Source organism: Runella salmonicolor (assembly GCF_024158025.1).
In the GTDB taxonomy this organism is placed as follows: Bacteria; Bacteroidota; Bacteroidia; order Cytophagales; family Spirosomataceae; genus Runella; species Runella salmonicolor.
Genome location: NZ_JAMZEL010000002.1, coordinates 176980 through 203222, shown reverse-complemented (window position 1 = coordinate 203222; position 26243 = coordinate 176980). Strand labels below are relative to the sequence as shown.

Genomic DNA, 26243 nt, shown 5'->3' with positions numbered 1-26243 from the left:
AGCAAATGCTTTTATTTTTAATATCTACTACCGCCTTGGCGATTGGGGTTAGGATTTTGGTAAACCCAGTATCTAACGTTTTCCAAAAGTACCTAACCCAGCGCCAAGCCCATCCCCTTTTTGTGGTTACCAGCACCTACGGGATTTTGAGCATCGGTTGTCTATTTTACCTTTTGCCTAATTTCCCCAAAAACTTGCCCATTTCATTTTGGTACAACTCCTTCATTTTTAATGCTTTAGGCGTAGCTGGAAACTATTTTCTAGTCAAATCACTTCATCGAGGCGACTTGTCGGTACTGGGGCCTATCAATGCCTATAAAGCCCTAGTAAGTCTTGTATTTGGATTATTTTTATTGGGTGAAATCCCCAATGCGTGGGGTATTGGGGGGATGTTGTTGATTATAGCGGGCAGTTACTTTGTCATCAGTCAACCTTCTTCTACGAAAGGTTTTAGTTGGGCTATATTCAAACAGAAGGATGTACAATACCGTTTTTTGGCCTTATTTTTCTCCGCCATCGACGCACTTTATCTCAAAAAAATTATTGTTGCCACCAGCCCCAACCTTGCTTTTGTTTCTTGGTGCATCGGCGGTTTCTTGTTTTCTTTCGGGGCGTTCCTTTATACCCAAAAAAACGCGTCTTTTCGACCTCACTTTCGTATTCTAAAAAATTACAAATGGTATTTCTTGGCGCTCGGGCTTTCATCGGGGTTGATGCAACTTTCAACCAATTATGCATTTGAAGGAATTCAGGTGAGTTACGCTTTGGCGTTGTTTCAAGTATCAGCCTTGGTGAGTGTGTTTTTTGGCGTACAGTTTTTTGAAGAGAAACAGTTATGGCGTAAACTCGCTGGGGCCGCCGTCATGGTCGTTGGGGCTGTTTTGATTATCTTGTTCAAGTAAAACCCTTCTACTTTTCAACACTAAAATCTGGGCTATTAGATTCGTACATCAAAAACAAGAAAAGCATTGACGACAGAAAAATCTGTCGTCAATGCTTTTTATTATCTTTTCAAAAGTGAAAACAAAAAAGCTTTCTACAATTGAAAATTATATTCACAAGAGACTATTTTTTGATGGCCTTAGGAGTCAAAATCATGCTCATGCGTTTTCCTTCGAGTTTGGGTTCAAGTTCGACTTTCCCCATTTCCTCCAATGCCTTGGCAAATCGTTCCAAAAGCTTGTAGCCTTGGTCTTTGAACACAATTTCACGACCTGAAAACTGCACATAAGCCTTTACTTTAGCCCCTTCTTTCAGAAAGTTAATGGCGTGCTTCAATTTGAAGTCATAGTCGTGATCGTCAGTTGTGGGGCTGAAACGAATCTCTTTGATGACCACTTTTTGGGCATTGGCCTTGATTTCTTTCTGCTTTTTCTTTTGTTCGTATTTGAACTTGGAATAGTCAATTACTTTACAAACGGGCGGAACTGCATTGGGCGAAATCTCCACCAAGTCAAGGTTTTGCTCTTCTGCAAACTTGATAGCTTGTTGAATATCGTATATACCTTGGGGGACATTTTCACCAACTAAACGAACTTGGGGGACGCGGATACGTTCATTGATGCGGTACGGTTCTTCTTGTCTAACGGGTCGAAAAGGTCTGCGTTGTTGTTGAGCCATTCAGTACTTAAATTATGATAGTTTTATGTTTGATGCGAAAACTAATGAATTGTTGAAAGTTCTACAAGATTTCGCGCAAAAAAGTTTACTTATCTACAAAATTAACGTTTAAATGTGATTATTAAGGGGTTAGTCCTAAAAAAGTTAAGAGTTAATGGATAACGAGTTAAGCAACAGGGCTTAATCATTATCCATCAACTCTTACAGCACTATTATTTACCAATAATAATTCTATTTGACTTTGAAGGTAGTTGAACCAATTCTAAACCCTTGGCAATACAACTCAATGGTATGTTCGCCTTTTTTAAGCGGAATTCCACCCCGTGAGTAGATGATAGACCCCTGCGAGCCTTCGTTGCTGTAATTCAAGGTTTGTTTTGCAGTATAAACTGTTTCACGGCCTGAGTACACAAAAGTACCTGAACCAGTAGCCATATCGGCCATCACGGCACCTTCAGGGTCAAGGATGCGAAGGTAAACTTCACGCTCGCCGTTGGGTGAAATAGGATTGGCCGCAAGGTCAAAATCAACTTTGAGTTTGTCGATACGTTTGGCTCGGTAAGCTCCACCATCGCGTTCTTTTCCTTTGGAAGAAACGGCGTTTACCGCAATCTTTTCCGCTTTTAGCGCCGATGCAATCGTTACTTTCTCCGCCAATTCACGGTTTTTGTTGCTCAACTGACCAACCGAATCTTCGAAGGTTCTCTGCAACGTTGCTTTTTCACCTTCGAGCCCCGTAACTTTCGAACTAAGTTCTTGGTTTTGGGCCGTTACAATCCCTAGTTCCTCCTTCAATTTGGCAATATCCGAGTCTTTTTGGACCAAAATAGCTTCATAGTTGGCAATTTTCTGTTTGTATTTAGAAATATCTACCGATGCGGCACTTGAAGCATTTCTTAAAGCTGCTTTATCCTTTTCAAGTTGTTGTTTCAATGATACCAATGAATCAACTTGGCCACCTAACTGCTGAATTTCAGCTATTTTTGCATCCAATTGGGCTGAAATGGAGTCAAGTTTCATTTTTGCAGCTACCACTTCTTCGGTCTTGGCGGCAATTACGGTTTCTTGTTCTTTGTTCTTTTCCCGTTCTTTGTAAAAGAAATAGATAAGAACCACGTTTAGAAGGGCCAAAATTGCCAATGCAGCTAGAAGTAGGCTTTTACGATCTTTCTTTTGTCCTTGGTTGTAGTCCATAAGTTAATCAATTATTAAGAGTAGTTATCAGCCCAAGAAACGCAATTCTCAGGAAATTATTGCGAAATTTAAAAAAATATTTCAATGACGGAAAATCAATTGCTTACAACCGACGAAGAAGATGAATTGTATGAACATCACCGAATCGTTGTGGACCGTGGGCAAACCTTAATGAGGATTGATCAATACCTCAAACATCATCTTTCAAACGTTACGCGTACCAAGCTCCAAAATGCCATTGAAACTGAGTCGGTTAGGGTAAACGAGAAAGCGGTAAAATCAAGTTATAAAGTGAAGCCCTTTGACATCATAACGGTGTCAATGCCGCATCCCCCGCGCGAAACCGACATTGTGGCCGAAAATATACCGCTAAACATTGTCTACGAAGATGATGAGGTTTTGGTACTCAACAAACCCGCCGGAATGGTCGTTCACCCCGCTTATGGCAACTGGTCTGGAACGGTGGTCAACGCGTTAGTGTACCATTTCCAACATTTACCCACGGGTAGAAACGGCGAAGCAAGGCCTGGGCTGGTTCACCGAATCGATAAAGATACTTCGGGGCTGTTGGTCATTGCTAAAACTGAATATGCCATGGCGCACATTGCCCGTCAATTTTTCGAACATACCACTGAGCGTACCTACCAGGCGTTGGTGTGGGGAGAACCCAAAGAAACCGCAGGAACAATCGTAGGACACGTGGGCCGCAGCGCCCGCGACCGTAAAGTGATGGACGTGTACGAGGATGGAAGCCAAGGAAAACACGCCGTAACGCACTACAAAGTATTGAAATCTTTTAAGTATACTTCACTGGTTCAGTGCAATCTCGAAACGGGGCGTACCCACCAAATCAGGGCGCATTTTCAGCACATTGGACATCCGCTTTTTAGTGATTCTGTCTACGGCGGCGACAAGGTTTTGCGTGGCACTACGAGCGGCAGCTACCGAGCCTTTGTCGAGAATTGCTTTCAACTCATGCCGCGCCAAGCACTGCACGCTAAATCACTCGGATTTGAACACCCCCGTACCAAACAATGGATGCAGTTTGAATCAGAATTACCAGAAGATTTTATGGCTGTTTTGGCCAAATGGGAAAAATTTGCGGCTGAATAACGCAGTTTTTCTACTATTATGACTCTATTAAATTGGTAAAAAGATAGAGCCATATCAGTCGTGCCATTCGGAAATTAAACGGAAAAAGCACCAGCACAAGGGCAATACAAACCCCAAGATTTAAGAAATCAAAAGCATCAATCCCGATTGAAATCAAAAAAACGTAGGTCAGCGCCATTTCTAGCGTGGCCAATCCATAACTTACGTACATGGCCCCCCAATAAAAGCCCGGCTCTTTGCTGAAATTTTGACGACAATGCGAACACTCCTCCTGCATCTTTGCGGGTCTGAAACTAAACAAGTTTGTGGTACTAAACACTTGCCCCTGATGACATTTGGGGCATTTATTTTGCATTAAATGGATGAGAGACATGGTTGTTGTATTTTTTTAGAATACAAAATTAAAACCATTCATCACTTTTATTGACGCATATTTGTAGCTAAAAACAGGACTATTCAGACATTTCTTTTTTTATCATGAAACAACTACCCATTTATGGCATTAATGCCTTTTTGGAATCAGGGATGGTCCATTCATTTTATGCCAATGAATTAAAAACCCACCTCGAAAGCCACCGATTTGTCAACACCCCGCACAAACACAGCACATTTATTACCATCTTATTCACCGCGGGCAGCGGTTCGCACAACATTGATTTCAATACGTACGAAGTACGGGCGGGTAGCGTTTTTTTACTCACGCCGGGCCAAGTCCACAGCTGGGAGTTGTCAGAAGATGTGCAGGGATACGTCTTTTTTCATACGCAGGCTTTCTATAACGACGTCTATCTTACTCGTAAGTTAGAACATTTTCCTTTCTTTTATCTGCAAACCAATTACCCCGTGATTTATCTCCAAGCGCAGGAGGTATTGCGTTTCGAAACGCTCTTCAAGGCGATTTTTGATGAGCATCAAGGAAACTTAGCTTACAAATATGACCAACTGGTTTCGTTGATTGACATGGTGTATATACAACTGGCGCGGTTATATAAAGAAGAAAGTTTAAAGGTTAACAACCAACACAGCCACTATGCTCGAACGAAGCAGTTAGAGAAATTGATTGATACACACTATAAAACTAAAAAGCTCCCCAACGAATACGCAGATTTGATGCACATGACCACTCGACACCTAAACCGAATCTGTCAAGAAACCCTGCATCAAACCACGGGAGATTTGATTTTGAAAAGGGTAATGATAGAAGCGCAACGGATGCTGATTTACAACGACCTCACTGTATCTGCCGTGGCAGATGAACTTGGCTACGATGATTATTCCTACTTTATCCGACTCTTCAAAAAATACGTGGGCGAATCCCCTAAAAAATTCCAACAACGAATGACGCGGTTAATTTCTCAATAAAAAAAGGTATTAATTCAAAAATAATTTGTACTTTATTTGGATTTGTTAACAAAATAAAAGATATTCATTGCATCGTCAAACGCCACTAAAAAGGCTCTTTGGCGGGCTACAAGGGTAAGTGCATAATCTTTACATTTAAAAAATATGTATTTATGAAAACAACACTTTTTGCCCTGTTAATCGTTTTTTGTGCTTTGACCGCCTGCAATGATGTCGATAGCAAAACCAATTCTTCCATGACTCCGATTGATGAAGAAAAGGAAACAAAAGCTATCATGCAGACCATTGAAAATGAGACTTCGTGCTTTTTCAAGGGTGATTACAACTGCTGGAAAGAGAACTTCGTTCAGGCAAACTATGCGTTCCAAGTTTGGAGTAAAGATGGCTATTTTGACCCAAAAATCGGGTGGGAAGCAGTAGACGACAAAATTGGACGATATATTGAAGACAACAAGCCGGGGGCTGGCGGAAGCAACAACCCCAAAGTTGTCCGCAAAGACATGATTGTAAAGTTTTTTAGCAGCGATGTAGCGTATCTCATTTGGAACCAGTACAACAGTGACCAAAAGATGACACACTACACCCACAGCACCGAAACGCGCATCATGGAAAAGCAAAATGGAAAATGGAAAATTGTTAACGTAACGGCTTTATGGGACCGAAATCAACCCATTCCAATCGAAGACTTGAAATAAAATAAACAACATTGTAAACGGCTGAGCCATCTTGAAAACAAGGATGACTCAGCCGTTTTTTTAATCCTTCACTTTGCCCCAACCCAGCGTAGCAACCATCCAATCAGGCAGATGCGTTTGTTTTTTGCGCTTTTTGAGGTTCAAATAAATTCCTAATTTTTTCAGAATCGGCACGCGGTGGGTTTCCACAAATTCAATCAGCGTACCATCAGGGTCTTCGACGTACGAGAAGCGCCCCGCCGCCTCGCCCATGTCAAACGAATCGGCGCTGTCGACCGTAAACGGAAAACCGTTGGCTTCGCAACGCGTTTTGAGGGCATTCATATCAAGGGCATCAAAACACAAGTGAATAAAACCCGCATCGCCCCAATCACGGTCTTCAAAGATTTTGCGCGGAGAGCGGTCAAGCGCCTGCACCAATTCTATTTCAATGCCTCCCAACAGTTTTCCAAAAGCGCCCGTTTCTCCAAGGGTTTTACGAAGTAACACTCTTCTGAATTTTTGTTGCTTGGTGTCTACAAAATCAAAATCATCAAATTTGCCCGATTTATCGTACACAATCTGGTCAATCTGCAAGGTATTGGCGTAAAATTGAATGGCTTTTTCCATGTTACTCACGCCAATCACCGCTCCGCACACACCACCCGTAAGCGAGCCGTTGGGGCGAAACCAAGACTCATTTGGTACAATTTGCAACAGGTTGCCACGGCAATCTTTCAGCCAAAAATTCGCCCGTTGTTCAGGCGAGTTTTCAGGAGAAGATTTATATTCAGAATCAGCCAATTGTGCATAAAACTTCGGTACATCAAGGCATTTGATTTTGATGGCAAAAATTCCTAAATCTCCCAATTCAGGAACAAACGAAGGCTCTACCGGAATCCTATTTTTGTATTGCCAGATTTCAACTCCGCCGCCACCAGCCATATTTAGGGCCATAATGGCGTGACGGCGCCGTACCTCCCCTGAGGTATAACTCGTCATTAATTTTGCATCTGCTTCATCATTAAAAATGGGTACATTCAATCCCAGCGTTTTCCGATACCATTTCCACACTTCGTTGGCGTTCGGAACGCCAATGCCCACTTGCTGGATTCCACTAATTAGGTTGTTCATATTGTTAGAAAAGGAAGTAAGTTATTGCCGGACAATTTACATTATTTTTTAATACGTCCGTCGAGAATGAGAATGTTCCCTTTAAAAATCAGATGACAACTCAGGCGCATTGTCCCCCCATGTCTCATTGGGTTTCGGCCCCATTTTCAACACCAACGTTCCTCCTTTTGTCAGTTGTTCATGGGTTAAATAAGGCTTTGAAAACGGTTTTCCGTTCAACGAAGCCGACTGTATGTAGGCGTTGGCAGGTGAATTATCCGCCGCAATTATTTTAAACGATTTACCATTCGGCATTGTCACCGACAGCTCATTGAAACTCGGACTTCCCAAAATATAAACGGGTTTTCCGGGGCATACGGGATAAAAACCCATCATACTAAATACCAACCATGATGACATCTGTCCGCCATCTTCATTGCCGCTAAGTCCACCAGGGTCGGCCGTGTACTCCTCTTTGATTAGCTGACGAACCCAACGCTGGGTTTTCCAAGGAGCGCCGCCGTAGGAATACAAATAAGCCGTATGATGGCCCGGCTCGTTGCCATGCCAGTAGTATCCTTTTTCAAACATTGAATCCAATTTAGCGATAAAAGGCGCTCGGCCGCCCATGATTTTCATCAATCCCCCAACATCATGCGGCACAAACCACGTATATTGGGCAGGGGAACCTTCGGTGATAAACGAGGCCCTTAAGGCAAATGGGTTAAAATTAGGGCTCCAACGACCGTCGGCATACCTTCCGCGCGCCCAGCCAGTTTGCGGATCAATGACGTTCCGAAAATTGGCCGCCCGCAACGCCAACGTTTTTTGATCTTCGGTATGGCCTAGTGCCTTGGCAAGGGTACTGAGGCAAAAATCATCGTAGGAATATTCGAGCGTACGGGAGGTCTGCTCCCGCTTGTGAAAAGCCTGCCAGACCGAATCTTCGAGCGGAATGTAGTTGTATTTTAGATAACTTTCCATACCCCTCCTCCCTTTACCAGACTCGTAGCTTTTGGGGTCTTTGTTGGCCTCAAAAGCATTTTTACGTAAATACTGGTAGGCCGACTGCACATCAAAATTCCGAATTCCTTTGGCGTATGCATCGGCCACGACCGAAGCCACATGGTCGCCTATCATAGCAGCGGTGTATTGATTCCAACACGGAAAAATAGGCATCCATCCGCCCTGCTCAGCCTTTTTGGTCAATGACTGCATCATGTGGCCGGTACGTTTCGGCTCCAACAACGCGTGCAGTGGCATGGCCGCCCGGAAGGTATCCCAAAGACTAAAATCACAGTAATAATCAAATCCGTTGGCGGTATATATTTGAGTGTCGTCCGCAAAACCCGGATAGCGCCCGTCAACATCCGAAAAAAGACGCGGCGTATGTTTGGCGTGATACAAAGCAGTATAAAAAACGGTTTTGTCTTGCTCGGTTCCTTTCACCTTTACTTTGCCCAATTCAAGGTTCCAGGCCTGTTCGGCTTTCTGCTTTATTTGGTCAAAATTCAGGGTTGAAAGTTCGGCATTAAGATTCCGTCGCGCACCTTCCAAATCAGTAAATGATGACCCTACCCGTACATTTATGACGAGATTTTCTTCAGACTCAAATTCTACGTAAGCTCCCACGTTCTCACGCCTTCCATCTCCTTTAGCCTGTTTTTCAGACTGTTGAACACCGTTAGATTTCCACGTTCCGTAAGATTTAAAGGGTTTCTCGAAAGTAAGCACGTAAAACCCACTGAATCCTGCGGGTTGACCTGCTCCTTGATAAATCCGGTGCACGGGATTGAAAACCACGATTTCTTTACGCTCAGGAAAAATTTCAACGTAGCCTTCACCTTCATCGCTGTTGGGCTCAATGACTAAATAAGCAGCTTCTTTTTGACGAAAGGTAAACCTTAAAAGCCCCGCCCGTTGGGTAGCGGTGAGTTCGGCTTTGATTTTTGATTCAAGGAGTTCTACGGAATAATAAGCAGGCGTAACCACCTCCTGTGTGTGCGTAAAACTGGCAGCTCTTTCGTCGGCCAAAACTTTCAGTTTTCCCGAAACTGGCATAACCGCCATACTACCGTAATCCTGAACGCAACTGCCGTTGAGCCAATGTGAAGCCCGGAATCCGTTGATTTTAGGGTCGTTATAATAGTAAGGAGCAATGCATTTTGTTTCTGTTGACCGGGTTTGGGGCGTCCAAGTGGTCATCCCATGAGGATGACCTATAACGGGGGAGATTTGTCCACGCAATTCACTGGCTCCTTCGCTGTGCCGACGGGCACTTTCAGTAACCGCAGGGGCTGACCCAATGTAAGGGTTGACGTACTGAATGGGGCTTTTTTGGGCAAAACACAGGGAGGGTAAAAGAAGGATTGCGGCTAAATTTAGATAGTTCATACGGCAGAATTGATGATAGCCATAAAAAAAGATAAAGGCTTTTTTATACTCAAAAGCCTTTATCTCTATGTTGATTGGGGCGATTATTCCCTCAAAGAAACGGAAATATTTAGTTTTCGCCGATAGATTTCATAAACTCTTCTACGTATTGCTCACCAACGGGGATAATAGCCTCTCCGATGTGAATTTTCAGGTTACGCACCGACTGAATTTTATCCAACGAAACAATGTAAGATTTATGTACCCGCATAAATTCGTGCGAAGGCAATTTTTGCTCAATCCCTTTCAAGGTCATTCGAGTAATAACCGGATGTCGTGCCGAGGTAAGGTAGATTTTTACGTAATCCTTCAACCCTTCGATGTAGGTGATTTCATCGTAACGAATTTTTACGAGTGCATAATTGGCGTTAACAAAAAAATGCGTCGATAATAACTCAGGAGCCGGTGTCTGTTGACGCAATTTGAAGAGTTCGAATGCTTTATTGGCCGCCTTCAAAAACCGCTCAAACGAAACGGGTTTAAGCAAATAGTCAACCACATCCAATTCAAATCCTTCTAGTGCGTATTGCTCATAGGCCGTGATGAAAATTACCATGGGAGATGACGATTGCCCCTGCAACGATTTCAAAAATTGGACACCCGTAATTCCGGGCATTTGAATGTCTAAAAAAATCAAATCCGCATTCTGTTCGTGCAGTATATCCATTGCCTCAAAAGCGTTTTGGCTGCTTGCCACCAGTTCCAAAAAAGGAACCTGGCGTATATTATCTTCCAAAAGTTCGAGCGCCAAAGGCTCATCATCAACGGCGATACAGCGAAGTTTATGCATAACTCAGTAGTTAAAATTGATACTAGACGCTTCAAAAAGGCGGATTATTACTTTAACGTAATTTCTACTTCCGTAATGAAGATGTCCTTCTCCTTAGATATTTTAAGTGTATGTTGTTCTGGATAAAGCAGTTCCAATCTACGACGAACATTGGCCAAGCCTATCCCCGAACTTCCATCTTTGGATTCCACAAAATCGCTGTTGAATCGGTTTTGTACTCTAAAATGCAGTTTATGTTTGTTGGTTGCCAGCGCGATTTGAATGTAGGGTTCCCGAATAAAACCCGTCCCGTGTTTAAAGGCATTTTCCACAAAAGGAATCAACAGCATAGGCTCAAGCGCTAAGCCATTGGTGGGCGTTTGGAAGTCCATTTCCACTTTAACTTTATTACCAAAACGCATTTGTTGCAGTTCAACGTAGCTCTTGAGGTAATTCATTTCTTTATCCAACGGTATTCTGGCATCATCAGAATCATAGAGCATATATCTCAGCAAATCCGACATCTTGACTATCATCGGTTCCAATAAATCTGACTTTTTACGGGCCAATGCCGCCAAGCTGTTCATTAGGTTGAACATAAAATGAGGGCTTATCTGCGACCGCAAAAAAGACAGTTCCGATTGTAAACGTACTTTTTCCTGTTCGTTTTGGAGACGATGCTCGCGTTGGTAATCACTCAATAATTGAAAACATGTGCTGATTCCAATGACCGAAATAAGCGAATAAAAAGTTGAATACGTAAACCAAGTCCTTGGCGCAAATCCCATCATCCAATAACGAAAGAAATAGGTAATCGTCAGAACAACGATAAAGGTAGTCAGAATGATAAGCAAATAAATACCCAAGCCATGTTTTTTAAAGACTTTGGGAAGCAAAACTTCTGAATTAGCGTAAAATATCAATACTGAAAAAAACTGACTAAAATAGAATGTCATTTGCCAAATTCGTTCTTTTTCCTCATTCGTTAGCTTAGAAGGCGTATCCGCAGCGGGTTGCTGCGATTGAATCAAAATAAAAGGCAAAAAGATAAAACACGCCCAAAAGAAAATATGGGTGAAGACAACCAGAAGTTGCCGCCAGCGTATTTTACCGGGAGGAGCAGGCAAAGTAAGTGTTGGGGCCGACATAACAGTACGATTTAAATTCGGAAAAGAGTCGATGAGCCACTAAATTTAATAAAATTTTAATCAAGCTCTAGCTGAAAGTTAGCAAATAACGGTTTCTCTCTTTAAAGGAAGCGACGTCTCGTAAGAATTTTTAGACGAAATTGCATCTGACGGGGATAATCAGGGCATAAAATTATTAGGGTGTCTTTAACCTAGTTCTATCACCTTTCCCGAAATGTTCTGTTTCATTTTTTCGGGAATAACGTTCAGGATTTCGGTTTTCATTGCTTCAATGATGCTCTTTTTGAGGTGATGCCGGAGCATTACCAGACTGACCTCTCGGGTGGGCGTAGGAACGTGAAAATGACGAACCTGCAACCGTTGCTTTTCCGTTAAATCCCGCAGTGACAATTCAGGTAAAATCGTTATGCCACCGTAATGTTCCACCATCCGTTTGAGGGTTTCGATACTTCCTGCCTCGTATTCAAAATTTCGCATGTGCGAATTCTGCTTTCGCAGTTCACAGATATTCAGGATTTGTCCGCGTATACAATGTCCTTCTTCCAAAAGCCAAAGATGGTTGGGGTCAATGTCTTCAGAAAGGATGAATTCTTTTTGGTAGGCTTTTTCTGATTCTGAAAGGTAGGCCACAAACTCCTCGTAAAAAAGGGGGTACTCCGTAATTCGATCATCTTGCAAGGGGGTCACCACGATTCCCACGTCGAGCAAATCCTTGTTTAATTTAGAAATAAGCTGTTCGGTGGTCAATTCGATTACTTTCAGCTTTACCTGCGGGTATTTTTTGATAAAATTATCCAAAAACAACGGCAAAAGGTACGGTGCCAGCGTTGGGATGATTCCTACCCGAATCTCCCCCGCTACGGTTCCGCGATGTTCGTCCACAATGTCCTTAATTTTGGCTGACTCGCGCAGCAAGAGTCGCGCTTGTTTAATGATCAACTGGCCTATTTCAGTCGGGACGACGGGTTGTTTACTGCGGTCAAAAAGTTTTACGCCCAACTCATCTTCCAATTTTTGGACTTGCATACTCAGGGTCGGCTGCGTGACGCAGCAGTTTTCGGCCGCCATTGCAAAATGCCGATACGTATCCAAAGCAACCAAATATTCAAGTTGTACGAATGTCATAGGTTTTATCTATCAAAACATAAATAATATTGATTTGATTCACTAAAGACATAAAGGTACATTTGTATTCGACAAATTAATCAACAACCTAGGCTATCTTTAAATGTCATTTTTGCCAGCGCAGACCTAGATGCCACAGCCTCCCAAATACGAATTAACACTTGCCTAACGTATGAGATAAACAGTAATAAGAAGGTCTGGTATGATTACCAGACCTTTCTTATTTTTTACACAAAAACCGTTTTCATTCTCCTCAAAACTTCTTCCAGTGTAGCGCGGGTACAGGCAAAATTGAGTCGGATAAAACCTGGTTCTCCGAAGATTGCACCATCATTGATGCCAACCCCTGCCTCTTCGAGTCGTTTGGCTACGTCGGTTAGGCCAGTATCACGAGTATCAATCCACGCCAAATAAGTAGCTTCCAATGGTCTCATTTTCAATCCCTTCATTTGATTGACCGTCTCCAAAAGCAAATCGTGATTCGCTTTTAGATATTCCAACAACTCCTGATGCCACGTAGCCCCATCACGGTAGGCTGCCAACGCCGCTTCGTACGCATACGCCGAAAGCATGGGCATCAACCCTGCTTTGGTACGGACAAACTTAGCGCGCAACTCCTCATTGGCAATCACCACCAGCGAACAACCCAAGCCCGCCAAATTGAAGGTTTTGCTGGGGGCCAATAAGGTTATGCTGTTTTGGGCGGCTTCTGGACTGAGTGTAGCATAGGAAATGTGTTTTTTGGTATCGTCCAATATCAAATCACAATGGATTTCGTCTGAACAAACCACAATACCATGACGTTGACAAATCTCATGCAAGCGTTGCAGTTCATCCCGCGTAAACATTGTACCCACAGGATTGTGGGGATTGCAAAGCAAAAACAATTTGGTGTTGGGCATAATGGCCGCTTCAATAGCCTCAAAATCAAGCGTCCAGCGCTCATTTTCTAATTTTAAAGGAACTTTCTGCAACTCACGATCGGCCATTTCGATTTCAATCATAAACGGATGATAGACTGGCACCGCCGTCATCACACCCTCACCCACCTTCGTGAAGGCCCTAATGGCAAGGCCGATGGCCGGCACTAAACCTCCCAGCCATACCATCCAATTTTTATCAATTTCCCACGCATGGCGCGTACGAAGACGCCCCATCATAACCTCATTCAGTTCATCAGGACAGCGAGAATAGCCAAAAACTCCATGTTGAGTAACTTTATTTAACGCGTCAAGAATGGGAGGTGCGGCCTGAAAATCCATGTCGGCCACCCACACTGGCAGGACATTTTCTGGATATTTATCCCATTTATAACTATTGGTGTGGCGACGGTTGATTTCTATATCGAAAATACTCATTATTAAAAAAGATTGATTTTTGTGCAATACCTCACCAATCTAATGGGTAGGTTTATCCTGCGCGGGGGCAGAGGCATGGTAGTCATGCCGTATCATCTGGGCGTATTTTTCCATTAATTCAAGTACTCGCGCCCGACTTGTGGATTGAACAATGAGGCCGACGTGGTATTCTTCGTTCATTCGCCACACAATTTCGGGGTCATTGAACGGCGATGAATCCGGCCATTGCTGACGAGCCAACGAAATGATGATTCCAGAATAATCGTCTCTGACATCGGGCAACGAATAACTTTCTCCCTTAGCCAAGGCATTTTCTACTTTGGCCCATTCCTTCCATAAGTTAATGCCCGATGACATTTCTACCATTTCGGCCAAGTGCGCCCCTCCTACCCGCGATGCCGTTTCCAGAAAATAAAACTCTCCGTCTTCGTGGCATTTGATAACTTCTGTATGCGACGCGCTGTAATTCATATTGAATGCTTTCAGCACCTGTTCATTCATTTTTTTGAGGGCTTTGGCATCTTTGGAATTAAATTCTACCGTAACGGAGCGAAAGATTCCGCCCCCGTGTGCCACTTCAAACGGCGTATTGAGGTACTCACTACTGCGATGAAATATAACTTTCCCACCCAGCGTAAGCGCATCGACGTGGTAAACGGCACCTGGTTTAAATTGTTCAATCAAAAACAAGTGTCTTTCTTCCCCTAAGCTATGAATGGTCTGCCATGCTTCATCAAAACTATACACTTTTTTTATACCGGCGGCCGAGGCTTCTGCACGCGGTTTGATGACCCACGGCGGAGTAGATGCCCGCAAATAATCCGTAATTTCTACATCATTAAACAAAGCACTAAACACGGGCACTTTAACACCCGCATCACGGGCCTGCACCCGCATGGCCAACTTATCACGAAAATAACGAGCCGTGGTTTGTCCCATGCCCGGAATCCGAAAATGCTCCCGTATCGTTGCCGCTTTTTCCACGTCAAAATCATCCAAGGCCACCACCCGATCTATTTTTCGGGTACGCATCACGTAGGCCATACCTTTAATCATGTTCTCAAAGTTGGAAAGCGTATTGGAATCATCTTCCAAATAAAAAATCTCGTCGATAGATTCGTAAGGCCATGCTTTGCCTTCGGTTCTTCTGGCCGTCAGCAAATAGACCGTGTTGCCGGCTTCCTTGCAAGCCCGCATAAAATCCCCTCCTTTAAAGTAACAGGTGATACAGAGAAACGTAAGACTCATAGGTTCTCAAAGTTTGTGTTTTAGGACAATTTATGACCACCCCCAACCAAGCATAAGACTAGGTTGATTAAAAAGAATGTGTTTCCTTTGCGGGGACTTTTCAAACATACAAACTATCAATCTTTCAACCAAACGTAGGCTGTGAATTTCCCCGTTTTCGTGGCTCGTCGCATACGTCAGCCCCAGCAAGCCACTTTTTCGGCTACGGTTTCCCGAGTAGGTATTGCCTCCATCGCCTTAGGGGTTGCCGTGGGTATTGTGGCCCTGTCCGTCTTATTTGGTTTTAAAGGCACTATTTATCAAAAGGTTTTTCTTTTTGGCTCCCATATTCAGGTCTCCAAACTATCACTCAACCAATCATTTGAAGAATCCCCGATTTTGCTCCATACGCCCGTCTATGATCAATGGCAAAAAATCCCGGGGATTCGCCACCGACAGGCCGTTGCGCACAAGGCGGGTATTCTCAAAACCCCTGACGAACTGCAAGGGGCCGTCATTAAGGGTGTAGGTCGTGATTACGACTGGGATTTATTGAAAGAAAGTTTGGTTGAAGGCCGCCCCATTCAATTTTCGGATACGTCTTACGCCGAAGAAATTATTCTGAGTCGGGTGATTGCCCAAAAATTAAACTTAAAAGTAGGCGATAACGTCGTGATGTATTTTGTCCAGAATCCGCCGCGCGTCCGCAAACTTAACATTGTTGGCATTTACGAAACCAACCTCGAAGAATTTGATAATCAACTGGTTCTGGGAGACATTGGCTTGGTACAGCGTCTCAACGGCTGGGGGGCAGATTCGGTCGGAGCCTACGAATATTTTGTCAATGATTTTGACCAATTGGAGTCTTCTGCCAAAACCTTATACAGCCAACTCCCCTCCGATATGCGCATGGAACGGGTCACGGACCGCTTCAGACCTTTATTTGAATGGCTCCAATTATTGGACCAAAACACGAGTGTTTTGTTGGTCTTGGTGCTGTTTGTGACGTGTTTCAATATTGCGTCGGTTCTGCTCGTGATGATGATGGAGCGCACACCGATGGTGGGCCTTCTCAAAACGCTCGGCAGTCCCAATGCACAAATACGGCGCATCTTTTTTTTCGTGGGTATTCAACTGTCTGTCAAAGGGTTGCTCATCGGGAACCTCATTGGTATTGGCCTCTGCTGGGTTCAATCCCGATTTAAAATCATTCCCCTCGATGCCACCAATTATTTTATGAATACGGTTCCAATCGTCTTTGATTGGAAAGCAATTTTATTGCTCAACGCGGGTATCATTTTGCTCATTGCGCTCATTTTACTCCTACCCACCATGATTATCAGTCGAATTCGGCCCGTTCAAGCATTGGTGTTTAAAAAGTAAGAAACCAGTCAATAGAGTCATTCCTGCAAAGAACGTTTAATAAATCAAGCAGAAAATCGGGCCGTTACGTAGGCGAAATCATTAATTTGGTTGTTTGATTTTAAACAGCCATTTAACAATGAAATTACCCCACGCCATTCTCGTTGCACAGGCTACTGCGTGCCTTGCTTTTATCGGTTGCAAAAGCCCCCAAGCCCGCATTGGGGCACCCGAACAACTAACCGTAAACCTCACTCCTGAGCGCATTCAACGCGGCGAATACCTCGCCAACCACGTCGCCGTTTGTATGGATTGCCACTCCCGCCGCGATTATTCGCAGTTTGCTGGCCCCATGATAGCTGGCACTAAAGGCGCAGGAGGCGAGGTATTTGACCATAAAATGGGCCTACCGGGTACTTTTTATGGGAAAAATTTGACGCCTGCTGCCCTAAAAGCATGGACCGACGGCGAACTCTACCGCGCCATTACTACGGGCATTTCCAAAGACGGAACCGCCTTATTACCGATGATGCCCTACCAAAACTACGGCAAAATGGACCGCGAGGACATTATATCCATCATCGCCTACTTGCGGACCATACCTCCCATCGAAAACCCAGTTCCTGCCGCTAAACCCGATTTATGGTTAAAGCCCATCCTCAAAAAAATGCCACAAAAAGCCGCTTTTCAATCCAAACCCGCTTTGCAGGATTCTATCGGGTACGGCCGCTATTTAGTTACGTTTGCGGGCTGTGCCGATTGCCACACCAAACGGCACATGGGCATTCCCGTTAAAAAGAAGTCACTTGCGGGAGGAATGTCCTTTCCGTTGCCCAGCGGCACCGTACAATCGGCCAATCTAACCCCCGACCTGGCCACAGGAATCGGCCATTGGACAAAAAAGGCATTTATCGCTCGTTTTAAGTCGTTTGACCCTAAAACCTTCCATTCCTTTGCCACACAAGACGGTTTTAATACGCCTATGCCGTGGCTTTTTTACAGCGGAATGAGCGAAGAAGACCTCGGAGCCATTTATAGTTATCTCCAATCACTCAAACCCATCAAAAACAAAACGGTTGCTTTTACCCCCAAAAAGTCTAAAATCTTGGAAAAAGATACCAAAATCGAAACAGTAGGTTTGAACAAAATTTAGTATTTTAAAACCTCCTCTCCCCGATTTTACTCTTTTTTAGAAGGGGTCAAACAGAACTATTTTTCGGATACATAGGTTCTAATCCTTAACTTTGTAGGATTAATAAGGAAACAAAACCAATGGCACAAAAAGAAATAAAATTTACCATAGAGCAGGACGAGGAGAAAATCCCCGAAAAAATTTATTGGGAAGCGACCGACAACCCCAACGAAGGACTGGAAGAAACCAAAGCGATTGCCGTAGGAGTTTGGGACCATTTTCACCGGGGGACGCTCTTCATCCCCTTGTGGTCAAAAGACATGGAAGTGCTTGATATGAAGCGCTTTTGCATCGAAATGCTCGGCTGCGTAGCCGACACACTGCGCAATGCCACGGGCGACGAAATCATGGCCGCCGAAATTGACGAAGTTGGCATGGCGTTGAGCAAACGTCTTCAAAAAGAAATGCAAGCTGTACAACAAGGGCAATAAGTTGCTTAGATTTATCTAGTGAAATGTGTTTTTGGTTTTTTACGACCAAAACAGGGTTGCTCACAACCCAGTGATCAAAAAAACAAAATGACTGAAATAAAAATCGGAATCGTCGGCGCAGCGGGATATACCGGGGGCGAATTATTACGTATTTTAATCAATCACCCAAGCGCTGAAATTGCCTGGGCGCACTCCAAAAGCCAAGCAGGCAAACCCATTTATGCTACTCATACCGACTTATTTGGGGATACTGAATTAACTTTTTCGGGGGAAGAAATCGCAGATTTATTGGCAATAGAAGGCTTAAATGCTATTTTTCTTTGTTCGGGGCACAACGAATCCAAAAAGTTTTTGGAAAGTAATCCCGTACCTTCTTCCATCAAAATCATCGACCTGAGTACTGATTTTCGTGATCAATCAAACGGCTTCGTGTACGGTTTGCCCGAATTGCAGCGCGAGCGCATCAAAACTGCTGATAAAATCGCCAACCCTGGTTGCTTCGCCACCAGTATCGAATTGGCATTGTTACCCTTGGCCGCCGCAGGTTTAATAACCGACGACGTCCACGTAAGTGCCATTACAGGCTCCACGGGTGCAGGTCAGGCGTTGAGCGCCACAACGCACTTTACGTGGCGCAACAACAACATGTCTATTTATAAAGCGTTTACGCACCAACACCTCAAAGAAATCAAGATGAGTCTGACGGCTTTGCAAGCGGATTTCAGCAAAGAGGTGAATTTTATACCCTATCGCGGAGACTTTACCCGTGGGATTATGGCCAATGTGTACACCAAATTTTCGGGTACGTTAGAGGAAGCCCTTTCGCTTTACCAAAGCTATTATGCAGGGCATCCGTTTACGCATGTTAGTACCCAAGATATTGACCTAAAACAAGTCGTAAATACCAATAAGTGTCTGATTCAACTCCAGAAACACGGAGATAATCTACTGATTACTAGCGAAATAGACAACCTAACCAAAGGTGCTTCTGGACAGGCGGTACAGAACCTAAACTTACTTTTTGGCTTGCCCGAAGATGCAGGCCTGCGCCTAAAAGCCGCCGCATTTTAGAGGGAAATATTCTCATTTTTCAACTGTTTAAGCAGCATGAGCAAAGTCGTTTTTTGTATCGGCAGTATAGCGCTCGTGCTGCTGTCCATTGCCTGCGGTGCAGTTGAAGAACTGAAAGAAAGTTCATGGGAAAAAGAACATTGCGACACTACTCAGCGCCTCGAATCATTTAGCGTACTTGATTTAGTGTTGCCATTTTCGCAAGCCGATACCCTCAAGGAAGCCCTCACTTCCGTCCCGCAGATTTATGTAACGACCATCAAAAATGGGCAAATCCAGCCTTGGCAAGCCCTCACAGCACCGTCGTTTCAAGGTCAACCTTATGAACTGAAACTTCCTCAGGCGTCGTTTAAAGTTGACACCCTTTCGACCCTCGACCTCACCTATCTTTGGTCGTTGGCCGATCGCTACGATTATCCCTACCTTCGCTACGAGTCAATTTTAAAATCGGTCAGAGATTCTTTTTTGGTAAAACGGGACGCAATGATGCAGGCCTATTTACGCCAATTCCCTCACTATAAACTTAGGGTGCAGTCAGATTTGCGAGGAAGCGGAAAGCAAAAACGCCACCTGACCATGGGCAAAAGTGTATCTCCCTTGTCTCAGCATCAATTTGGCTTGGCCTCCGACATTGCCATCCTCAGCAGGGGCAGGCAATTGCAAAATATTACCCATTATAAAACATTTTTGGGACAAATAGGCCAGCAGTATTCGCTTACATGGGGCGGCAATTTTTTAGGTTTTGTTGACCCCAATCACATTCAATTTTTTGCAAACAGCGCTGAACTTTTAGCGAATATTCCCGCCTTGCGCTTTGAATATGAAGCCTATGGTCGTTATTTCAAAAACCGTGTGCGGGCCATGACCGCCGCTGGAAAAGCGGCCAAGGTTGAAGATACCAAAGCATTGCTTGCCGCCCTCCATCAATTACACAAAGGCCAAGCCTGCGTGTGCGACACGTTAGCCGAGCGCCCAACGCCCCTTTTTATTCGCAATCTTGCATTGGAAGCCACCAAAGCGGGCTATCAATCTGACCGTGACATTTTAATTATCGGCAATCTTGACCAGCATACCACAAGCTTAATCCACCCGACGGGAGTTCAGAAAACGTTTAGGTTGGGGGTTTGGCAATAACAAACGCTATTTTCTCCCAAATTCTTCCCTCAATACCGCTTCGGCAGGTTTTTGTTGGGGTGAAAAAGCGTCCCTACGAGAGTCGCGCGGTTGGTGCAAAAACCATTTCCACGCAAAAGCCCCCGCCAACCATTTTCGGGGCCATACTTCCTTAAAAAAAGCCCGGTAAGCATCCGCTTGTAATGCAGGATTATCGGTTTTGGTATCGTGCGATTCCCAAGGTTTTTCGGTGGCAAAATCAACGCTTCGATAGCCAAATTCTGTGAACAAAATGGGCTTTTGAAGTTTTGCCGCAAATGCCTCCAACTCATCTAAGTGCGTCAACCAGCCTTTTTGCAGGGTCTCTATCGAAGGGTGTTTTTCGGACGAAAGAGGAAAATAGGCATCTACACCAATAAAATCCAAGTCTGCCCAAAAGGGATTTCGCGGATAATTATTCCAGTTATCGGCGTACGTCAACGGCCCTTTGTAAATTTCTCGTACCTGCCTAATCATCGAACGCCAAAAAGGGGCGCGTTTAAACGCGAAGTTGTCCATTTCGGTCGCAATGCAAAACAAATCTACTTTCATTGAATCCGCAATGCGGGCATTTGTAAGAATATAATCACCAAAATCTTTTTCAAAAGTTTGCCAATCGGCTTCGGTTTTGAGGTCAAAATCGCCCGTATACATCCCCCTCCCCACCCACGCGTGCGGCTTAAGCATTACTTTCAGGCCGCTCTGGTGTGCGAGTTCTATCGTTTTGGCGGTTCCATCTTTGGTTTCTCCCCACCACATTTTGTTCATGTTGAAATGAAAATGCGGCTCCCCTTCCCGACAAAAACCGTACGGAATGACCGCCACCCATTCGGCATTTACTTGCCGAATAGGACTAAAGACCGACGAATCAATTTCTTTGGAAGGAGCTACCAAGTTCACTCCCCGCATTTTCTGTCCGCTATACACGGGAGGCGAAGGGCGGGTACAGGCGACAGTCAGCAGTAGGCAGCAGGCAGTTAACAGTTTGCAGCAGGCGGCGTTCTGTTTTACTGTTTGAAGTTTACAGCTGGCAGTCCATCGTTGGTAGCGAATAAGTTTTTTCACGATAAGGAGTCGGGGTTTAACAAAAAAGCCACCTTTGTGGTGGGCTTACTGTGTAATGAGTCTCATTGCCCAAAAGTAAATTGATATAAACTCACTTTATTAGACCTACTTGGTGCCATGGTATCACTGTTGCGCTACGACGAATTTGAGATTCATTCCCTGCATACCACAAATAAGCTTCCAGTACAGGCACATCCGTTTGCTGCTGAAACCATGCTAAATTATCAAAAAATGAAGCATTGATGGTACCTGCTGATTTGATTTCACCAATGAGTACTCCTCCACTTTTTTCTAATAAAATATCAATTTCGTGTCCGTTACTTTCTTGCCAAAAGTAAAGCTCGTTGGGGTCATTGCGGTTGTAACCTTGCTTAACTAACTCTGCCGCGAGCATATTCTCAAACAAATTGCCTCGAAAATGATGGGTAATTAGCTCTTCTTCCTGTTTAATTCCTAAAAGATAACTGGCTAAACCTACGTCATAAAAATATAATTTCGGGGATTTGATGAGGCGTTTGCTAAAGTTCTTGTAATAAGGTGGCAGCATAAACACTAAATGACTCGTTTCCAAAATGCTCAACCACTCACGGGCAGTTGTAGCAGCTATGCCTACATCTGAAGCCAATTTTTGGTAATTAATCGGTTGTCCAACCCGCCCTGCCGCCAACCGAACAAATGTCCGAAAAAGCGTCAGATTTTGCACCGCCTGAAGCTCCCGAACATCCCGCTGCACGTAAGTTTCAAAATAGTTGGCGTAAAAGTCAGAAGGATGCAATCCTCGGTCAAAAATGGGTGGATAAAAGCCCGTAAACATCGCACGTTCTGGAGTCGTTGCCAATAAATCAACGGTTTGTAACTCTCCAAATGAAAATGGGAACAATCGAAAAATAGCAACCCGCCCTGCCAAGCTTTGCGTAATACCTTTCATCAATAGGAAGTTCTGCGAACCCGACAGTATATATTGTCCCATCTGTCGAGATTCATCTACCCGCTGTTGTAGATAATTAAACAACTTTGGGGCACGTTGTACTTCATCAAAAATAACCTGCCCAGAGTAGGTATCCAAAAAGCGGCGGGGATCTGAAAGTGCAAAATCCAACTCATCGGGATTTTCTAAAGACACGTATCGGTAATTCGGCAAAAGTTGACGCAACAGGGTCGTTTTCCCCGACTGCCTCGGGCCAGTAAGCGATAGTATGGGGAATTTAGTAAGAAGCTCCGTAAGACGAGAAGCCAAGGTTCGCTTGATCATTTCCTGGAACGATTTTTATGTAAATCTAAGAATAAAAAGTGGATTTACATAAAAATACCCCTAAGAATACAAAAAGCCGCCCTAAAAAGGCGGCTTCATTTATTATCATCAAAATAATTCAAAGAGATATTATCCCAAATACGTCTTCAACGCTTTGCTGCGTGAGGTATGGCGCAAACGACGAATGGCTTTTTCCTTGATTTGGCGTACACGTTCGCGGGTCAGGTTGAACTTCTCCCCGATTTCTTCCAGCGTCATGGGATGTTCGCCGTTCAGTCCGAAGTACAACGCAATCACATCCGATTCCCGTTGGGTCAGGGTAGAAAGCGCGCGCGCTACTTCTTTACGAAGCGAATCGTTGATTAGCCCTTGGTCGGGCTTCTCTTCCATGTCGTTTTCTAGTACGTCCAAAAGGCTGTTTTCTTCCCCTTGTACAAAAGGCGCATCCATCGACACATGACGGCCCGATATTTTGAGCGTATCAACCACCTCATTGGCAGAGATGTCCAACACTTCGGCTAATTCTTCGGGAGAGGGCTCACGCTCGAATTTTTGTTCGAGATCCGAAAATGTTTTTGAAATTTTATTGAGAGACCCTACGCGGTTGAGCGGAAGGCGCACAATACGGGACTGTTCGGCCAATGCCTGTAAAATGGATTGACGAATCCACCATACGGCATAGGAGATAAATTTAAAACCACGCGTTTCGTCAAAACGTTGCGCGGCTTTAATTAATCCTAAGTTACCTTCATTGATAAGGTCACCAAGTGATAACCCTTGGTTTTGATATTGTTTAGCCACGGAGACCACAAAACGTAAGTTTGCTTTGGTCAATCTCTCCAGTGCCTGTTGATCACCTTCCCGAATTCTTTGCGCCAAAGTCACCTCCTCGTCGGGAGTCAGCAAATCTACCTTTCCAATTTCCTGTAAATACTTATCAAGCGATTGGCTTTCTCGGTTGGTAATCTGCTTACTGATTTTTAGCTGTCTCATTTTATAAACTTTGGTGCTATCTTAATACTATTTGGTAACGAAAAAAGAGTATCAAAAGTTGATTTTCATACCAACTTTAAGTTAAAAAACCTAAAATCTACTGAGTTTCTTGGATTTTTAGTAAAAATTATCAAAAAGGGCCAATTTAGGCGTAGAATCAAATTGATTTTTTCGGCTTTGGCCCTTTTTGATACCCTTTTTTATCGACGGTTATCGTCTCTACGACGTTCTCCCCCTCTGTCATTGCCGCGCTCGCGACGGTCACCGCGATCTTCACGCGGGGGTTTTTCAACGTAGCCTTCTGGTTTAGGCAACAATGCCTTACGTGAAAGGCGATATTTCCCCGTTTTTTTATCGTGCTCTACCAGTTTTACTTGTATTTCTTCACCCACTTGCAAAACTCCGTCCATGGTTTCAAGTCGCTCCCACGTGATTTCTGAAATATGCAGTAAACCATCTTTACCCGGCATGAATTCAACAAACGCGCCAAATGGTTGGATTGTTTTTACAACTCCCGTGTACACTTCATTTACTTCTGGAATGGCAACAATACCTTTGATGCGTTTTACCGCAATGTCCATGCTGTTGCCATTGGTGGCAAAAATGCTGACATAACCCGCACCGTCGCGTTCTTCGATGGTTACGGTTGCACCCGATACGCGTTGGATTTCCTGAACTACTTTACCACCTGGCCCGATTACGGCCCCAATTTGCTCTTGTGCAATCTGAATAACCACCGCACGAGGAGCATGAGGTTTAAGGTCTTCACGACTTTCAACAATCGCTTTCTTCATCTCACCCAAAATGTGTAAACGTCCGCGACGCGCCTGTTCAAGTGCTTCGGCGAGTACTTCGTACGAAAGTCCGTCTACTTTGAGGTCCATTTGGCAAGCCGTAATTCCCTGTTCAGTACCCGTTACCTTAAAGTCCATGTCACCAAGGTGATCTTCATCCCCTAAGATATCTGAAAGCACGGCGTATTTGCCAGAATTATCGGTAATCAATCCCATTGCAATTCCTGCTACGGGGGCTTTTATCTTAATCCCCGCATCCATCAATGCCAGTGTACCTGCACAAACAGTTGCCATTGATGACGAACCATTTGATTCTAAAATATCAGAAACGATACGAATCGTATATGGATTTTCGTCATCTGGAGGCAATACTTTTTTCAATGAACGGTGGGCCAAGTTTCCATGTCCTACTTCACGACGGCCAGGTCCACGATTGGGCTTTACTTCACCCGTTGAAAAACCTGGAAAGTTATAGTGCAACATGAAACGGCTGTAACCATAATACATGGTAGTATCAATGATTTGCTCGTCCATTTTAGTACCCAACGTAACGGTCGTAAGCGACTGCGTTTCGCCACGGGTAAACAACGCCGAACCGTGGGGTGATGGCAATAAATCAACCTCACACATGATGGGGCGGATTTGGTCCAGCGCACGTCCATCTAAGCGGCTGCGCTCATCCAATACCAGACGGCGCGAAGCTTCCCATTCCAAATCATGATAATAGCGCTTGATAAGCCCTACTTTGGCATCATATTCTTCGGGGTTTTCGGCCTTGTATTGTTCTAAATATTCGGTAATAACGCCTTTGAAACCATCTTTACGGAGTTGCTTGTTTGCACTTCCTTGACGGGCCACGGCGTAGATTTTATCGTAACAAGCTTCACGAACTTTCTGACGAAGTTCCTCATCGTGAACTACATACTCAAACGTACGTTTCTCTGTTTTACCTGCTTCTGCTTCAAGTTCTTTCTGAACCGCACATTGCAATTTAATGACTTCGTGAGCGGCTTTGATTGCCTCAATGACATCCTGCTCCGACGCCTCGCTCATTTCTCCTTCTACCATACAAATATCTTTGGCAGAACCCGCCACGATAAGATCTAAAGTAGCGGCTTTTAATTGTGAAGAAATGGGGTTAATAACGTATTCTCCATTGATTTTTGCCACTCGCACTTCCGAAATAGGGCCGTTGAAAGGCACGTCGGTCAGCATCAACGCTGATGATGCAGCCAAAGCGGCCAAGGCATCGGGCAATACTTCGGCATCGGCCGAAATTAAAAATACGTTTACCTGCGTATCTGCGTAGAAATCATCAGGAAACATCGGGCGCAGGGCTCGGTCGACCAATCGGCTAACCAACACTTCGTGATCCGATAATTTGCCTTCACGCTTCTGAAAGCTTCCGGGAATACGTCCCGCTGACGCGAATTTTTCTTGGTAATCAACCGACAACGGCAGAAAATCAGTACCGGGCCGGGCATCGGGATTGGAAACCACCGTAGCTAGCAACATGGTGTTACCCATACGCACAACAACAGACCCGTGGGCCTGTCTGGCTAGTTTTCCCGTCTCAATTGTGATGGTGCGACCATCAGGAAGTGTAATGGTCTTTGTGATGATGTTAAACATGAAAGAAGAATTAAAACCGCTTTGTGCCTGCGCTTCCGCTTAAGACTGTTATTTTGTTATCTATTAAATGTGAATCGAACAATTCGTTTACACTTAACTTCATTAAAAGACAACAACGCAAGCTATTTATTGAATAAACCGCAAAAATTTTGTACTTAATTTT

23 protein-coding genes are annotated in these 26243 nt (G+C 44.2%); 9 read left to right on the top strand and 14 right to left on the bottom strand.

Annotation, left to right across the window (positions count from 1 at the left end; translation table 11 throughout):
• Positions 1-5: 5 nt before the first annotated feature.
• On the top strand, positions 6-902 hold the full coding sequence (locus NCI00_RS06670; RefSeq protein WP_253526201.1) for an EamA family transporter: 897 nt from the start codon (positions 6-8) through the stop codon (positions 900-902).
• A 163-nt stretch (positions 903-1065) separates the two neighbouring features.
• Here NCI00_RS06670 and infC read toward each other — a convergent pair whose 3' ends face one another.
• Together infC and NCI00_RS06660 are read right to left on the bottom strand one after the other, a co-directional pair.
• Positions 1066-1620 (bottom strand): translation initiation factor IF-3, encoded by a 555-nt coding sequence (infC, locus tag NCI00_RS06665; RefSeq protein ID WP_166557324.1) that lies wholly within the window; start codon positions 1618-1620, stop codon positions 1066-1068.
• A gap of 231 nt (positions 1621-1851) precedes the next feature.
• Positions 1852-2814, bottom strand: coding sequence for a DUF8428 domain-containing protein (locus NCI00_RS06660; protein WP_253526200.1), 963 nt, complete (start codon positions 2812-2814; stop codon positions 1852-1854).
• 84 nt (positions 2815-2898) lie between these two features.
• Here NCI00_RS06660 and NCI00_RS06655 point away from each other — a divergent pair, with 84 nt between their 5' ends.
• Complete coding sequence (locus tag NCI00_RS06655; RefSeq protein ID WP_253526199.1) at positions 2899-3927, top strand: RluA family pseudouridine synthase; 1029 nt, start codon at positions 2899-2901, stop codon at positions 3925-3927.
• Positions 3928-3943: 16 nt separating this feature from the next.
• Here NCI00_RS06655 and NCI00_RS06650 read toward each other — a convergent pair whose 3' ends face one another.
• The gene (locus NCI00_RS06650) at positions 3944-4300 is read right to left on the bottom strand and encodes a zinc finger-like domain-containing protein (protein WP_253526198.1); all 357 of its coding nucleotides are present in this window, start codon (positions 4298-4300) and stop codon (positions 3944-3946) included.
• A gap of 104 nt (positions 4301-4404) precedes the next feature.
• Between NCI00_RS06650 and NCI00_RS06645 the strand changes: the two genes are divergently transcribed.
• Entirely contained in the window at positions 4405-5289 is an 885-nt protein-coding gene (locus tag NCI00_RS06645) for an AraC family transcriptional regulator (protein ID WP_253526197.1), read from the top strand.
• 152 nt (positions 5290-5441) lie between these two features.
• Positions 5442-5984, top strand: coding sequence for a nuclear transport factor 2 family protein (locus NCI00_RS06640; protein ID WP_253526195.1), 543 nt, complete (start codon positions 5442-5444; stop codon positions 5982-5984).
• Positions 5985-6044: 60 nt separating this feature from the next.
• Here NCI00_RS06640 and NCI00_RS06635 read toward each other — a convergent pair whose 3' ends face one another.
• The 7 genes from NCI00_RS06635 to NCI00_RS06605 all read right to left on the bottom strand — a co-directional run bounded on the left by NCI00_RS06635 (position 6045) and on the right by NCI00_RS06605 (position 15157).
• A complete protein-coding gene (locus NCI00_RS06635; RefSeq protein ID WP_253526193.1) occupies positions 6045-7097 on the bottom strand; it encodes a VOC family protein in 1053 nt (350 codons plus the stop codon).
• Between the two features lie 81 nt (positions 7098-7178).
• Complete coding sequence (locus tag NCI00_RS06630) at positions 7179-9470, bottom strand: GH92 family glycosyl hydrolase (RefSeq protein ID WP_253526192.1); 2292 nt, start codon at positions 9468-9470, stop codon at positions 7179-7181.
• Positions 9471-9579: 109 nt separating this feature from the next.
• Positions 9580-10299 (bottom strand): LytR/AlgR family response regulator transcription factor, encoded by a 720-nt coding sequence (locus tag NCI00_RS06625; protein ID WP_166557316.1) that lies wholly within the window; start codon positions 10297-10299, stop codon positions 9580-9582.
• A 47-nt stretch (positions 10300-10346) separates the two neighbouring features.
• The gene (locus tag NCI00_RS06620; protein ID WP_253526191.1) at positions 10347-11426 is read right to left on the bottom strand and encodes a sensor histidine kinase; all 1080 of its coding nucleotides are present in this window, start codon (positions 11424-11426) and stop codon (positions 10347-10349) included.
• A gap of 186 nt (positions 11427-11612) precedes the next feature.
• Complete coding sequence (locus NCI00_RS06615) at positions 11613-12551, bottom strand: hydrogen peroxide-inducible genes activator (RefSeq protein ID WP_166557314.1); 939 nt, start codon at positions 12549-12551, stop codon at positions 11613-11615.
• Between the two features lie 227 nt (positions 12552-12778).
• Positions 12779-13909: a MalY/PatB family protein gene (locus NCI00_RS06610; RefSeq protein ID WP_253526190.1), complete on the bottom strand. Its 1131-nt coding sequence runs from the start codon at positions 13907-13909 to the stop codon at positions 12779-12781.
• 39 nt (positions 13910-13948) lie between these two features.
• Entirely contained in the window at positions 13949-15157 is a 1209-nt protein-coding gene (locus NCI00_RS06605) for an ATP-grasp domain-containing protein (protein ID WP_253526189.1), read from the bottom strand.
• A gap of 141 nt (positions 15158-15298) precedes the next feature.
• Here NCI00_RS06605 and NCI00_RS06600 point away from each other — a divergent pair, with 141 nt between their 5' ends.
• The 5 genes from NCI00_RS06600 to NCI00_RS06580 all read left to right on the top strand — a co-directional run bounded on the left by NCI00_RS06600 (position 15299) and on the right by NCI00_RS06580 (position 20326).
• A complete protein-coding gene (locus tag NCI00_RS06600) occupies positions 15299-16519 on the top strand; it encodes an ABC transporter permease (RefSeq protein ID WP_253526188.1) in 1221 nt (406 codons plus the stop codon).
• A 118-nt stretch (positions 16520-16637) separates the two neighbouring features.
• A complete protein-coding gene (locus NCI00_RS06595; RefSeq protein WP_253526187.1) occupies positions 16638-17651 on the top strand; it encodes a c-type cytochrome in 1014 nt (337 codons plus the stop codon).
• A gap of 119 nt (positions 17652-17770) precedes the next feature.
• Complete coding sequence (gene gldC, locus NCI00_RS06590) at positions 17771-18121, top strand: gliding motility protein GldC (RefSeq protein ID WP_114065768.1); 351 nt, start codon at positions 17771-17773, stop codon at positions 18119-18121.
• Between the two features lie 87 nt (positions 18122-18208).
• A complete protein-coding gene (gene argC, locus NCI00_RS06585) occupies positions 18209-19192 on the top strand; it encodes an N-acetyl-gamma-glutamyl-phosphate reductase (protein WP_253526186.1) in 984 nt (327 codons plus the stop codon).
• A gap of 36 nt (positions 19193-19228) precedes the next feature.
• Positions 19229-20326 carry a M15 family metallopeptidase gene (locus NCI00_RS06580; protein WP_253526184.1) on the top strand — a complete coding sequence of 366 codons (1098 nt, stop codon included), beginning with the start codon at positions 19229-19231 and terminating at the stop codon, positions 20324-20326.
• A 6-nt stretch (positions 20327-20332) separates the two neighbouring features.
• Here the strand turns inward: NCI00_RS06580 and NCI00_RS06575 are convergent, their stop codons facing one another.
• The 4 genes from NCI00_RS06575 to pnp all read right to left on the bottom strand — a co-directional run bounded on the left by NCI00_RS06575 (position 20333) and on the right by pnp (position 26080).
• A complete protein-coding gene (locus NCI00_RS06575) occupies positions 20333-21409 on the bottom strand; it encodes a glycoside hydrolase family 113 (RefSeq protein ID WP_253526182.1) in 1077 nt (358 codons plus the stop codon).
• Positions 21410-21500: 91 nt separating this feature from the next.
• The gene (locus tag NCI00_RS06570; RefSeq protein ID WP_253526181.1) at positions 21501-22661 is read right to left on the bottom strand and encodes an ATP-binding protein; all 1161 of its coding nucleotides are present in this window, start codon (positions 22659-22661) and stop codon (positions 21501-21503) included.
• 129 nt (positions 22662-22790) lie between these two features.
• A complete protein-coding gene (locus NCI00_RS06565) occupies positions 22791-23654 on the bottom strand; it encodes a sigma-70 family RNA polymerase sigma factor (protein ID WP_013930257.1) in 864 nt (287 codons plus the stop codon).
• A gap of 200 nt (positions 23655-23854) precedes the next feature.
• Positions 23855-26080: a polyribonucleotide nucleotidyltransferase gene (gene pnp / locus NCI00_RS06560; RefSeq protein WP_253526180.1), complete on the bottom strand. Its 2226-nt coding sequence runs from the start codon at positions 26078-26080 to the stop codon at positions 23855-23857.
• Positions 26081-26243: the final 163 nt, after the last annotated feature.